The sequence below is a fragment of the Streptosporangium sandarakinum genome (genome assembly GCF_013409935.1).
In the GTDB taxonomy this organism is placed as follows: domain Bacteria; phylum Actinomycetota; class Actinomycetes; order Streptosporangiales; family Streptosporangiaceae; genus Streptosporangium; species Streptosporangium nondiastaticum.
Genome location: NZ_JACCCO010000001.1, coordinates 1936353 through 1948441 on the forward strand (window position 1 = coordinate 1936353; position 12089 = coordinate 1948441).

At 71.0% G+C, this 12089-nt stretch carries 11 protein-coding genes and 2 pseudogenes; 1 reads left to right on the top strand and 12 read right to left on the bottom strand.

The window, feature by feature from the left end; genetic code table 11:
* Nucleotides 1-22 precede the first annotated feature (22 nt).
* The 4 genes and pseudogenes from HDA43_RS08590 to HDA43_RS08605 form a co-directional block, all read right to left on the bottom strand.
* Nucleotides 23-340, bottom strand: a complete 318-nt coding sequence (locus tag HDA43_RS08590) for an STAS domain-containing protein (protein ID WP_179819208.1) — start codon at nucleotides 338-340, stop codon at nucleotides 23-25.
* Between the two features lie 179 nt (nucleotides 341-519).
* Nucleotides 520-740: pseudogene (locus HDA43_RS08595) on the bottom strand (LuxR C-terminal-related transcriptional regulator); the annotation flags it as partial.
* A 51-nt stretch (nucleotides 741-791) separates the two neighbouring features.
* Nucleotides 792-983, bottom strand: a pseudogene (locus HDA43_RS08600) (ATP-binding cassette domain-containing protein); the annotation flags it as partial.
* 95 nt (nucleotides 984-1078) lie between these two features.
* Complete coding sequence (locus tag HDA43_RS08605; protein ID WP_179819209.1) at nucleotides 1079-4261, bottom strand: S41 family peptidase; 3183 nt, start codon at nucleotides 4259-4261, stop codon at nucleotides 1079-1081.
* Nucleotides 4262-4326: 65 nt separating this feature from the next.
* Here HDA43_RS08605 and HDA43_RS08610 point away from each other — a divergent pair, with 65 nt between their 5' ends.
* Nucleotides 4327-4917, top strand: coding sequence for a cob(I)yrinic acid a,c-diamide adenosyltransferase (locus tag HDA43_RS08610; RefSeq protein WP_179819210.1), 591 nt, complete (start codon nucleotides 4327-4329; stop codon nucleotides 4915-4917).
* 111 nt (nucleotides 4918-5028) lie between these two features.
* Here HDA43_RS08610 and HDA43_RS08615 read toward each other — a convergent pair whose 3' ends face one another.
* The 8 genes from HDA43_RS08615 to atpA all read right to left on the bottom strand — a co-directional run bounded on the left by HDA43_RS08615 (nucleotide 5029) and on the right by atpA (nucleotide 12072).
* A complete protein-coding gene (locus HDA43_RS08615; RefSeq protein ID WP_179819211.1) occupies nucleotides 5029-5736 on the bottom strand; it encodes a hypothetical protein in 708 nt (235 codons plus the stop codon).
* Nucleotides 5733-6599: an ATP-binding cassette domain-containing protein gene (locus HDA43_RS08620; protein WP_179819212.1), complete on the bottom strand. Its 867-nt coding sequence runs from the start codon at nucleotides 6597-6599 to the stop codon at nucleotides 5733-5735. The genes HDA43_RS08615 and HDA43_RS08620 overlap by 4 nt, the downstream gene beginning before the upstream one ends.
* Complete coding sequence (locus HDA43_RS08625) at nucleotides 6596-6955, bottom strand: GntR family transcriptional regulator (protein WP_179819213.1); 360 nt, start codon at nucleotides 6953-6955, stop codon at nucleotides 6596-6598. Before HDA43_RS08625 ends, HDA43_RS08620 begins: the two co-directional genes overlap by 4 nt.
* Nucleotides 6956-7162: 207 nt before the next feature.
* On the bottom strand, nucleotides 7163-7576 hold the full coding sequence (locus tag HDA43_RS08630; RefSeq protein WP_179819214.1) for a DUF2550 domain-containing protein: 414 nt from the start codon (nucleotides 7574-7576) through the stop codon (nucleotides 7163-7165).
* 37 nt (nucleotides 7577-7613) lie between these two features.
* Complete coding sequence (locus tag HDA43_RS08635; RefSeq protein ID WP_179819215.1) at nucleotides 7614-8024, bottom strand: F0F1 ATP synthase subunit epsilon; 411 nt, start codon at nucleotides 8022-8024, stop codon at nucleotides 7614-7616.
* 66 nt (nucleotides 8025-8090) lie between these two features.
* Nucleotides 8091-9518: a F0F1 ATP synthase subunit beta gene (atpD, locus tag HDA43_RS08640; protein ID WP_179819216.1), complete on the bottom strand. Its 1428-nt coding sequence runs from the start codon at nucleotides 9516-9518 to the stop codon at nucleotides 8091-8093.
* A gap of 1 nt (nucleotide 9519) precedes the next feature.
* Nucleotides 9520-10419, bottom strand: coding sequence for a F0F1 ATP synthase subunit gamma (locus HDA43_RS08645; protein WP_179819217.1), 900 nt, complete (start codon nucleotides 10417-10419; stop codon nucleotides 9520-9522).
* A 3-nt stretch (nucleotides 10420-10422) separates the two neighbouring features.
* Nucleotides 10423-12072, bottom strand: coding sequence for a F0F1 ATP synthase subunit alpha (gene atpA / locus HDA43_RS08650; protein WP_179819218.1), 1650 nt, complete (start codon nucleotides 12070-12072; stop codon nucleotides 10423-10425).
* Between the last annotated feature and the right edge of the window lie 17 nt (nucleotides 12073-12089).

Consider the following 12089-nt stretch of genomic DNA (forward strand, 5'->3'; position numbering starts at 1 on the left):
CGGGATCCGGGGTCGCGGTGGATCAGGCGACCGCGCCCACCGGGAGCTCGACGGTGAGCACCCGGTTGAGCCGGGTCACCGCCAGCACGCGCATGACCCTGGGCGGCACCCGGCGCAGGATGAGCCGGCGCCCGGCGGCCACCGCGCGCCGGTGCGTGCCGACCAGCACTCCCAGGCCGGTGGCGTCGATCATCTCCAGGCCGGAGAGGTCGACGATCAGGTCGCCCTGCCCGGTGTCGACGGCCTCGTGCAGCCGCGGGCGCACCTCGGCGACGGTGCCCACGTCGAGACGGTTCCCGATGTCGACCACCTGTGCTTCGGGGTTCTCAGCGACGCGCATGCCTCCTCCTCCTCAGATCCGGCCGTGGGGCGCGGGCCGGACACGACCGCGGCACGTGAACGCGGCGGGCGGTCACATGGTGCGGGTTTGCTGATGCCGGACTGTGGGACGACGGGACCCCCTCGCGGACCTCTGGCTCTCAGAGGACGGCCTGCCCCGGGGAGGGGAAAAGATTCTGCTCAGAGCCAACCTTTTTCCTGGGCGACCCGGATGGCCGTGATCCTGTTGGGGGCGCCGAGCTTGGTGATGGCGGCGGACAGGTAGTTGCGGACCGTTCCCTCGGTGAGGTGATCTCCCCGGCCTGCGCGCCCTGGGCCGCGAGGGCGAGGGCGTCGCGCTCCCGGGCGGTGAGCGGGCTCTCCCCCGCCATCATCGCCGGGGCGGCCGGCTCCGGGTCGAGGCCGAGCACCCGGACCGTGCCGCCGGAGGCGGGGCGGAACCCCTCCAGGACCTCCGTCGTGGTGGTCTTGCCCGCGCCGTTGGTGCCGAGCAGGGCGAAGATCTCGCCCCTGGCGACGGTGAAGGAGACGTCGCGCACGGCTTCGAAGCCGCCGTATCTCTGCCGGAGACCGCCGACCTCGATGACGTCGTCGAGGCCGGCGGTCGCGGTGTCCGCAACGTCCGTGAGCTGCCGTGCTTCCATGGCGACAATCCTGGCTTTTCGCTCTTTCGCCAGGTAGTCGCCGTTATCACCGGACGATCCGGCTTCTGTCAGCTCCGGGAGATGACAAATGCCAGCTACGGCCGCGGCGGCAGCGCCGGACGGCGGCGGGAGGGCCGGGTGGCCGGGTCGGGCGGGGTCACCGCCGGACGCTCCCGCAGCGCGGCCAGTGCCAGCCGTACGGCCTCCTCCAGCTGGGTGTCGCGCCCGGCGGCCCAGTCGTCGGGGGTGATGTCCAGGTCGACGTCCGGCTCGACACCGTGGTTCTCCACCTCCCAGCCGAGGTCCTCGAACCAGAAGGAGTACCTCGGCACGGTGAAGCACGTCCCGTCGGCCAGACGGTGGTCGTCCTCGATGCCGATCACCCCGCCCCAGGTGCGGGTGCCCACCACCGGCCCGAGCCGGTGGAGCTTGAAGGCCGCGGTGACGATGTCGCCGTCGGACCCGGCGTCGCGGTCGGTGACCGCGACCAGCGGGCCGCGCGGCGCGTCCCGGGGATAGGTCAGGGGCGTCATGCCGCGGGGGCTCTCCCAGGCGATGACGCGGCGGATCAGCTTCTCGATGACCAGCTCGGAGGTGTGGCCGCCCCGGTTGCCGCGGACGTCCACGACCAGCGCCTCGCGGGCCATCTCCCGGCGCAGGTCGCGGTGGAACTGCGCCCAGCCCTCGGCGACCATGTCCGGGATGTGCAGGTAGCCGACCCGGCCCTCCCCCAGCTCGCGGACCCGCGCCCGCCGCCCGGCGACCCAGTCCTGGTAGCGCAGGCGCCGGTCGTCGCCGAGCGGCGTGACGACCGCCTTGCGCCCGCCCTCCAGGGTCAGCTCGACCGGCTTGTCGGCCGCGCCGACCAGCAGCGGCGCCGGCCCGTCCGGCGTCACCGGACGGCCGTCCACCGCCAGCAGCGTCTCCCCCGGGCGGACGGCCGCGCCGGGCGCGGCCAGCGGCGAGCGGGCGTACACGTCCGACGACTCGCCGGGCAGCACCCGGTCCACCCGCCAGCGGCCGTCGGCGTCCCGGGACAGGTCCGCCCCCAGCAGACCGACCCGGTCGGACGCCGGGTGCCCCCACGGAGCCGCGATGACGTAGGCGTGCGAGGTGCCGAGCTCCCCGGCGATCTCCCAGAGCAGGTCGGCGAAGTCGTCGGCGGTGGCGACGCGATCCACCAGCGGCCGGTACTCCTCCAACACGGCGTCCCACTCGACGTCCGCCATGTCCTCGACCCAGAAGTCGGCCCGCATCCGGCGGCCGAACTGGTCGTAGGCGAGCCGCCGGTGGGCGCGGGGGTCGGCGGTGACCCGGATCCGCGACAGGTCCACGGTCACATCGTCATCGTCGTTCTTGCCGCCGACCTTGCGGACGGTGAGCTCGCCGTCGCAGGAGACGACGAGGTGGGTGCCGTCGCCGCTCACCCAGTAGTCGTCGAGCTCATCGACGATCTCCTCGCACTTGCGCTTGACCAGGTCGTAGTGGTCCAGCGCGGGCTTGGGCGCGTCGGCCCCCACCTTCTCGCGGTCTTCGCCCAGCTCCCCGGCCAGCGGCTCGCGCAGCCAGACGAACCCGTCCTTGACCGCGTTGAGCGCCGAGTAGCGGCCCTCGGGCACCGGCACCTGCACGACCCGGCCGGCGATGCCCTCCAGGTCGACGGTGAGCGCGGGGACGTCGTCCTTGCCCTTGTCGTCGCCGTCGTCGTCCGGGGCCCCGACGGGCCGCCCCTCGGCACTGGGCGCGAACGGCGACGGGGTGGCCGCCGACAGCGGCACCAGGTAGGGGCGGTGACCGAACGGGAAGGACATGTCGAAGGAGTGCGCGTCGTAGACCGGGTCGAAGCCGCGGCGCGACAGGAACACCAGGTGGTCGCCGGTGAAGGCGGGCGAGGTGTCCACGAAGCGGCCGTCGGTGACGTCGGTGATCACCCGGTCCGCCAGCCGGGCCAGGCGGATCCTGCGCAGCGGGTCGGCCTCGGGGTGCGACCAGGCCAGCCAGGCCGAGTCGGGCGAGAAGGCCAGCCCGTCGACCTGCCCGTCGGCCCGGGTCAGCTCGGCGACCTCGCCGGAGGCGACGTCCACCAGCAGGAGCCGCCCGTCCCTGGCCGCCACCGCGATCGTGTTCCCGTCGGGCGCGACGGCCAGGTCGCCGACCTCGCCCAGCATCCCCTCGGCGATCCTGCGGGTCTCCCCGCCTCCGGCCGGGCCGATCTCCAGGCCCTGCCGGTGCCCGTCGTCGGTGACCCACACCACCCTGTCCGCGCCCAGGACGCGCGGCGTGCCGGCCGCCAGGCCGGAGCTGAGCTGCCGCGCCGGGCCGTCTCGATGGGTGATCCAGTGCACGGTCCCCTGCACCTCGACCGCGCTGGCCCGGCCGGTCTCGTCCACCGCCAGGCCGTGCAGCCGCCGTCCGGCGTCCACCTGGTACGGCTGCGGCCCCCGCACCGGGGAACCGAGCCTGACGTCGAGCCTGCGGGCCTCGGCGTCCAGGCCGTCCAGCAGGTAGAGGTCGCCGGCGTTCTGGTAGACGATCCGGGTGCCGTCGGTGGTGGCGTGCCGGGCGTAGAAGACGTCGTGGTCGGTGTGCCGGCGCAGGCCGGTGCCGTCCGGCGCGCAGGAGTAGAGGTTGCCGATCCCCTCGTGGTCGGACAGGAACACCAGGCGCCCGCCGACGAGCATCGGGTTGGCGAAGTGCCCGTCGAGGTCGGCCAGCAGCCGGGTGAACGACTCCTCGCCCGCCCGCCGTATCCACAGCCGTCCGGCCGTGCCGCCCCGGTAGCGCTTCCACGTGCCCGGGTCGCGGCCCAGGGCGCCGGTCAGCAGCGCCACCGCGCCGGACACCTCCCCGGCCGTCTCTCCGGCGATCGACAGGTCGGTGACCGGCCCGTACGGCAGCCGCTCGGGCAGGCCGTCACCGATGGCGTAGGCCCAGCTCCAGGGGGTGAAGGGCTGTCCGGTCGCGCTGATCGCGAGGACCTCGCCGCCGGGCGTCCAGCCGCGGGTGCGGGTCCGCATGTCCCCCCAGTAGGTCAGCCGCTCGGCGGAGCCGGACTCCAGGTCCGCGAGGTACACCTCGGGGTCGCCGTCACGGAGGCTCGTCCAGGCCACCTTCGTGGCGTCCGGGGAGAGACGGGGATGTGCCGCGGGGGCCCGGTCGGAGGTGAGGCGCCAGGCACGCCCGCCGTCCGCGGGGGCCGCCCAGACGTCGTCGTCCGCGACGAACGTCAGCGTGTCGCGGGAGAGATGGGGAAATCGGAGGTAGAAACCAGAGCCCATTTCCCCAGCATATTGTCCGCTATGCAGGAGATCGTAGAGGTTTTCCGGTCGCTACGCTGAACCCCATGACGCGAGCTGACAGGGACAAGCCGGTGGTGCTGTCCAAGATCTACACCCGGACCGGCGACGACGGCACGACCGCTCTCGGAGACATGAGCCGCACCCACAAGACCGATCCCCGGCTGGCCGCCTACGCCGACGTCGAGGAGGCCAACGCGGCGATCGGCGTGGCCCTGGCGACCGGCGCCCTCGACGAGGACGTCGCGGTGGTCCTCGGCCGGATCCAGAACGAGCTGTTCGACGTCGGCGCCGACCTGTGCACCCCGGTCACCGAGAACCCCGAGTTCCCGCCGCTGCGCGTCGAGCCCTCCTACGTCGAATGGCTGGAGGAGCGCTGCGACGAGTTCAACGAGCGCCTCAAGCCGCTGCGCAGCTTCATCCTGCCGGGCGGCACCCCCGCCGTCGCCCAGCTCCACGTGGCCCGCACGGTCGTACGGCGGGCCGAGCGGACCGTCTGGGCGGCCCTTTCGGACCACGACGACGTCAACCCGCTGACCGCCAAGTACCTCAACCGGCTGAGCGACCTGATGTTCATCCTGTGCCGCGTCGCCGCCCACGGCGACGAGATCCTCTGGAAGCCCGGCGGCACCCGCTGACGGCCCCGGCGGCGCGGGCGCGGGCCGGAACCCGGCCGCGACCGCAACGCCGGACTCAGGCGTCAACGGTGGGTTCGCGCCGCCGCGCGGAACCCGGCCCCTACCCGCCGCTCAGGCCGGCCTGTTGCGTAGCGGCACGTCGCGGATGACCAGCCAGGTCAGGGCCAGACCGAACAGGAACGCGGCCAGCCCGAGGCCGGCGGTGACCGCCGGGGACTGCGGAACGTCCAGGCCCAGGGCGAGGCGGCTGACGAACGGCAGCCGCAACTCGGTGCCTATCGCGCTCTCCGCCAGCACGACCAGCCCGACGCCGACCGGGACGGCGAGCAGCCCGCCGCCGTCCCAGCGGTAGAAGGCGGCGCCGATGACGGATCCCGCGACGAGCCAGGCGGCGAGCTCGATCATGTACTCGGCGAGGACGAGCGGAACGTGGGTCGGCTCGGCGAACATGTGGGCCCGGTCCAGCGTCTGGGACAGGCCGGCCAGGCCGTACGCTCCCGCCTCCAGCAGGTAGCCCACCGCGACCAGGACGGCCAGGAACGGTGCGAACAGGGTGGCGGTGACGGCCGCCTGCGCACCGAACTGGCGGCGGGTCATCCCGTGCGCGACGTACATCGGCAGGTACTCCCGCACCAGGGCCACGCCGACGAACAGCGCGTACCATCGGGCGAGCTGCACGCCCTTCTCCCACGTGCTCTCGGTGAGCGTGCCGAAGACCGCGACGCCCGCCGCGACCAGCGCGACGCCCACCAGGAGCAACCCCCACAGCAGCAGCGCGAAGACCATGTTGGCGGCCAGGAGACGGCTGGGGAACCTCATCGGGGGCCTCCGGTCAGGTGGACGAACAGCTCCTGCATGGCGACCGGCCCGAGTTCGAGGCCGGCCTCGGCGGCCTCGCGGCGCCGGGTGTCGTCGAGGTCTCCGTAGACCATCGCCGATCTGGTCGGACCGAGGTCCCTGGCGCCCAGTACGGTCAGCCCGGCGGTGAAGGCGTCCACCCGGGCGACGGGGCCGGTCACGGAGACCCCTCTCGACAGCAGCGTCCCGGCGTCCTCCTGCACGACGAGCCGGCCACGATCGATGATCAGCACCTCCTCGAACAGCGGGGCGGCCTCCTCGATCAGGTGGCTCGCCAGGACGAACGTGCGCGGGTGCGCCATGTAGTCGGCGAGCAGCGCGTCGTGGAACGCCTGCCGGGACGGCACGTCCATGCCGAGGTGCGCCTCGTCGAACATGGTCAGCGGTGTCCGGCTCGCCAGGCCGACCACCACCCCCAGCGCCGAGCGCTGGCCCTTCGACATCGCCTTGACGTTCGCCTTGGGCGGGATCCCGAACGTCTCCAGCAGCGAGCGGGCGTAACCGGCGTCCCAGTTCGGGCGCAGCCCCTCGGCGAAGTAGAGGGCGTCCTCGACGGTGCCGATGGTGATCGCCTCCCCCTCGTCGCGGACCAGGCCGATCCGGCGGGTGAGGTCGGCGTTCTCGAACACCGGCCGCCCGTCCACCAGCGCCTCCCCGCTCGTCTGGCGGCGGAAGGCCGCCAGGACCGACGTCAGGCTCGACTTGCCCGAGCCGTTGCGGCCGAGCAGCCCGTAGATCTTCCCGCTCTCCAGGGTGAACGTCAGGCCGTCGAGCGCCGTGGTCTCGCCGTAGCGCAGCACCAGATCGCGGACGTCGATCCTCATCTCCCCTCCAGTTCCTCGATGCGGCCGATGACCTCGCCGAGCGGCATCCCGATGGCCCTGGCCTCGGCCACCATCGGGTCCACCACGTCGGTGAAGAACCTCTCCCTGCGCCCGGCCCTGAGCGCCTCCGGGGCTTCCGGGCTCACGAACATGCCGATCCCTCGTTTCTTGTACAGCACGCCCTCCTCCACCAGTTGCTGGAATGCCTTGGCGGCCGTCGCCGGGTTGATCCGGTAGAAGGCGGCGTACTGGTTGGTGGACATGACCTGCTCGTCGCCGCGCAACGTCCCGCTCAGCACATCGGCCTTGATGCGCTCGGCGATCTGCCGATAGATCGGGCTCCGGTCGTCGAACATGGCACCTGCTTCTATGGTTCACTACTCTAGTAATGAACCATAGAAGGCGTGCGACGACCGGTCAATCCCGTACGGCGGGCACCCGGCCGGGGAAGAGGACCGGACCGGGGACGGAAACGGGGACGGGGGCCGGGAAAAACGACAGGCCCCGTCCCCGGCGGACCGGGAACGGGGCCTGTCGTCGGTACGAAGGCGGCGGAAGAAGGGTCAGGCGACGTCGAGGTAGGCGCTGGGCGGGGCGGACTCCAGCCAGGCGACGAACCCGGTCAGCGCACGGTAGCCCATGGCGATCTCGAAGGCGTCGGGGCCGTTACGGCACTCCAGCGCCGTGACCCCCTCGATGAACCCGAAGAACTCACCGGACCCCACCCTGCGGCGCCCGGAAACCACAAGGCCGCGCCTCACGATCACGTGGCGCGGCCTTGGTAGCAGACCTATGAGCGGAATCCAGTTGAGCTGGTCCTTGGCGTAGCGGGCCACTCCCACCCGCCAGCTCCGCTTCCCCGGAACCCGGCGCAGGCAACACAGCACCGATCCCCGGGAGCGTGCCAGAACCAGCCCGCGGAGGGCGATGAGGACGACGACCGCCGTCACCACGATGAGTACGTTCAGCGCCGTCATTCCCGCTCCCAAAAGCCGTACCGCTCAGAAGCAGAATTTAACCGACTTCCTCGCCGGCCGCGCGCAGCCTGGCCTTGGCGCGCTTGGCGGCGGTGACATCGACGCTGACGTCGGCCTGGCCCGCGTCCATCGAGGACTGAGCCCGCTGGAGCGCGTCCCGGGCCCGGTCGACGTCGACCTCGGAGCCGAGCTCGGCCGTCTCGGCCAGGATCGACACCTCATCACTGGCCACCGAGATGAACCCGCCGTGGACCGCGGCGACCAGGTCCGTCTCGCCGCCACCGCGCTTGACCCTCAGCACGCCGCCCTCGACGAGGACACCGATCACCGGGGCGTGCCTCGGCATGATGCCGATCTCGCCGTCGATGGTCTTGGCAATCACCATGTCGGCCTCTCCGGACCAGAGCTCCCGCTCCGGAGAGACGACGCCTACTCGCAGCTTCGCCACTTTCTTTCCAGTTCCTTTCGAACCAGGCGCCGGCACGGCCCGGGGCCATGCCGGCGCCCAAGGCGACTAGCGGGCGAGTTCCTTGGCCTTGGCGATGGCCTGCTCGATGCCACCGACCATGAAGAACGCCTGCTCGGGGAGGTGGTCGTACTCACCGGCGCACAGACCCTTGAACGAGGCGATCGTCTCGTCCAGCGGCACGAACTCACCCGGCTGGCCGGTGAACGCCTCGGCGGCGTACATCGGGTGGGAGAGGAAGCGCTCGATACGACGGGCCCGCTGGACGGTGACCTTGTCCTCTTCGGAGAGCTCGTCGATACCGAGGATCGCGATGATGTCCTGCAGCTCGCGGTACTTCTGCAGGATCCGCTTGGTCTCCTGGGCCACGCGGTAGTGCTCCTCACCGATGATCAGCGGGTCGAGGATCCGCGAGGTGGAGTCGAGCGGGTCCACCGCGGGGTAGATGCCCTTCTCCGAGATCGGCCGGGACAGAACGGTCTGCGCGTCGAGGTGCGCGAACGCGTTGTGCGGGGCCGGGTCGGTGATGTCGTCCGCGGGGACGTAGATCGCCTGCATGGAGGTGATCGAGTGACCGCGGGTCGAGGTGATGCGCTCCTGCAGGACGCCCATCTCGTCGGCCAGGGTCGGCTGGTAACCCACCGCGGACGGCATGCGGCCGAGCAGGGTGGAGACCTCGGAACCGGCCTGGGTGAACCGGAAGATGTTGTCGATGAACAGAAGCACGTCCTGCTTCTGCACGTCACGGAAGTACTCCGCCATGGTGAGGGCGGAGAGCGCGACGCGCAGACGGGTGCCCGGCGGCTCGTCCATCTGGCCGAAGACGAGCGCGGTGTCCTTGAGGACGTCCGCCTCCTCCATCTCCAGCCAGAGGTCGTTGCCCTCACGGGTGCGCTCGCCGACGCCCGCGAACACCGAGGTGCCCGAGAACTTCAGCGCGACGCGGCGGATCATCTCCTGGATCAGAACGGTCTTGCCGACGCCGGCGCCGCCGAACAGACCGATCTTGCCACCCTTGACGTACGGGGTGAGCAGGTCGATGACCTTGATGCCGGTGGGCAGCATCTCGGTGCGCGACTCGAGGGCGTCGAACGACGGCGACGGGCGGTGGATGCCCCAGCGCTCGGTCACCTGCAGCGACGCGGCGTCGGTGTCCAGCGGCTGGCCGAGGGCGTTCCACACGTGGCCCTTGACGACGTCGCCGACCGGCACCGAGATCGGGCCGCCGGTGTCGGTCACGGCGGCGCCGCGGACCATACCGTCGGTGGGCCGCATGGAGATGGCCCGGACGAGGTTGTCACCCAGGTGCTGGGCGACCTCCATGGTCAGGGTCTGGGACTCGCCGCCGATGGTGACGTCGACGGTCAGGGCGTTGTAGATGTCGGGCATCGCCTCGACGGGGAACTCCACGTCGACGACGGGACCCGTGACCCGCGCGACGCGGCCCACGCCGGTCTCAACAGTCTCTGCAGTCATTTCACTCTTTCCCCGCTGCGGCGTCAGCCAGCGCGTTCGCGCCACCGACGATCTCGCTGATTTCCTGGGTGATCTCCGCCTGGCGAGCCTGGTTCATCTGCTGGGTGAAGACGCGGATGAGCTCGTTGGCGTTGTCGGTCGCCGACTTCATGGCCCGGCGGCGCGCCGCGTGCTCGGAGGCCGCCGACTGCAGGAGCGCGCTGAAGATGCGCGACTCCACGTAGCGCGGCAGCAGCGAGTCCAGCACCGCACCGGCCTCGGGCTCGAACTCGAAGTACGGCAGCGGCGTGTCCGGCGCCTCGGTCGTCTCCTCGACCTCCAGCGGCAGGATGCGGTTGACCCGCACCTCCTGGGTCAGCATGGACACGAATCCGGTGGAGACGATGTGGATCTCGTCCACCCCGTCCTCCGCCGAGAACGCCTGGATCAGGGCCTCAGCGATCTCCTTGGCGTGGGAGTAGGAGGGGTTGTCGGAGAACCCGGCCCACTGCCCGCCCATCTCGCGGCCCCGGAAGGAGTGCCAGGCGATGCCCTTGCGGCCCACCACGTAGGGCGTGGGCGTGACGCCCCTGCTCTCCAGGAGGCCGCGCAGGGCCTCGGCCTCGCGCAGGACGTTGGCGTTGAAACCGCCGGCGAACCCGCGGTCGCTGCTCAGGATGAGCACGGCGGCCCTGGCGGGCTGCTCCTTGGCCACGGTCAACGGGTGGTCGACGCTGGCGGTGTTGCTGACGACGCCCGTGACGGCGCGCGTGATCTCGCGCTCGTACGGCATGGCCGCCTGCATCCGCTGCTGCGCCTTCACGATGCGCGACGAAGCGATGAGCTCCTGGGCACGCGTGATCTTCGCCGTGGACCTGACCGACCGGATCCGCCGCCGCAGCAGTCTTAGCTGGGCACCCATCGGCTACTTCTTCTCAGCCGTGCGGACGTGCTTGGTGATCTTCTCCTGACCGACGTCGCCGGCGTCCATGGCCGCCACCGACTCGTCACGGACCAGCAGCTCGCCCGAGGCGGTCTCGAAGGTCTTCTTGAACTCGGTGATGGCGTCCTTGAGGGTCGTCACCGCGTCGTCGGACAGCTCCTTGGTCTCGCGGATGCCGTCGAAGACGCCCTTGTTGTTGCGCTCCAGGTGGTCCAGGAACTCCGCCTCGAAGCGGCGGATGTCCTCGACCGGAACGTCGTCGAGCTCACCGGAGGTGCCGGCCCAGACCGACACGACCTGCTTCTCGATGGGGAACGGGGCGTACTGCGACTGCTTCAGCAGCTCGACCAGACGCTGACCGCGCTCCAGCTGGGCACGGGAGGCCGCGTCCAGGTCGGAGGCGAAGGCCGCGAAGGCCTCCAGGTCGCGGTACTGCGACAGCGACAGACGGAGCGTACCGGCGACCTTGCGCATCGCCTTGATCTGCGCCGAACCGCCGACTCGGGAGACGGAGACACCGACGTTGATGGCCGGACGCACACCCGCGTTGAACAGGTCGGTCTCGAGGAAGCACTGGCCGTCGGTGATGGAGATGACGTTGGTCGGAATGAACGCCGAGACGTCGTTGCCCTTCGTCTCGATGATCGGCAGACCGGTCATCGAGCCGCCGCCCATCTCCTTGGAGAGCTTGGCGCAGCGCTCCAGCAGGCGGGAGTGGAGGTAGAAGACGTCGCCGGGGAACGCCTCACGGCCCGGCGGACGGCGCAGCAGCAGCGAGACCGCGCGGTAGGCGTCGGCCTGCTTGGTCAGGTCGTCGAAGACGATCAGCACGTGCTTGCCCTGGTACATCCAGTGCTGGCCGATGGCCGAACCGGTGTAGGGGGCGAGGTACTTGAAACCGGCCGGGTCGGAGGCCGGGGCGGCGACGATGGTGGTGTACTCCATCGCGCCCGCCTCCTCGAGGCGGCCCCTCACCTGGGCGATCGTCGAACCCTTCTGGCCGATCGCGACGTAGACGCAGCGGACCTGCTTGTCGGGGTCGCCCGACAGCCAGTTCTCCCGCTGGTTGAGGATGGTGTCCACGGCGATGGCGGTCTTGCCCGTGCCGCGGTCACCGATGATCAGCTGGCGCTGGCCGCGGCCGATCGGCGTCATGGCGTCGACGGCCTTGAGGCCGGTCTGCAGCGGCTCCTTGACCGGCTGGCGCTGGACCACGGACGGGGCCTGGAGCTCGAGGGCGCGCAGGCCCTCGGACTCGATGGCGCCCTTGCCGTCGATCGGGACTCCCAGCGGGTCGACCACGCGGCCGAGGAAGTTGTCGCCGACCGGCACGGACAGGACCTGGCCCGTCCGGCGGACCGTCTGGCCCTCCTCGATTCCGCTGAAGTCACCCAGGACGACGACACCGATCTCACGGGTGTCGAGGTTCAGGGCCAGGCCGCGCGTGCCGTTCTCGAACTCCAGCAGCTCGTTCGCCATCGCCGAGGGAAGGCCGGAGACGTGGGCGATGCCGTCGCCGGCGTCGACGACGGTCCCGATCTCCTCGCGCGCGGCACCTTCCGGCTCGTATGCCTGGACGAAGCGCTCAAGGGCGTCCCGGATCTCGTCCGGCCGGATCGTAAGCTCCGCCATCTCTCTTCAGTCTCCCT

Excerpts from the sequence above, each read along its gene's own strand:
- HDA43_RS08590 (WP_179819208.1), bottom strand. The coding sequence starts at position 340 with ATGCGCGTCGCTGAGAACCCCGAAGCACAGGTGGTCGACATCGGGAAC.
- HDA43_RS08605 (WP_179819209.1), bottom strand. The coding sequence starts at position 4,261 with ATGGGCTCTGGTTTCTACCTCCGATTTCCCCATCTCTCCCGCGACACG.
- HDA43_RS08610 (WP_179819210.1), top strand. The coding sequence starts at position 4,327 with ATGACGCGAGCTGACAGGGACAAGCCGGTGGTGCTGTCCAAGATCTAC.
- HDA43_RS08615 (WP_179819211.1), bottom strand. The coding sequence starts at position 5,736 with ATGAGGTTCCCCAGCCGTCTCCTGGCCGCCAACATGGTCTTCGCGCTG.
- HDA43_RS08620 (WP_179819212.1), bottom strand. The coding sequence starts at position 6,599 with ATGAGGATCGACGTCCGCGATCTGGTGCTGCGCTACGGCGAGACCACG.
- HDA43_RS08625 (WP_179819213.1), bottom strand. The coding sequence starts at position 6,955 with ATGTTCGACGACCGGAGCCCGATCTATCGGCAGATCGCCGAGCGCATC.
- HDA43_RS08630 (WP_179819214.1), bottom strand. The coding sequence starts at position 7,576 with ATGACGGCGCTGAACGTACTCATCGTGGTGACGGCGGTCGTCGTCCTC.
- atpD (WP_179819216.1), bottom strand. The coding sequence starts at position 9,518 with ATGACTGCAGAGACTGTTGAGACCGGCGTGGGCCGCGTCGCGCGGGTC.
- HDA43_RS08645 (WP_179819217.1), bottom strand. The coding sequence starts at position 10,419 with ATGGGTGCCCAGCTAAGACTGCTGCGGCGGCGGATCCGGTCGGTCAGG.
- atpA (WP_179819218.1), bottom strand. The coding sequence starts at position 12,072 with ATGGCGGAGCTTACGATCCGGCCGGACGAGATCCGGGACGCCCTTGAG.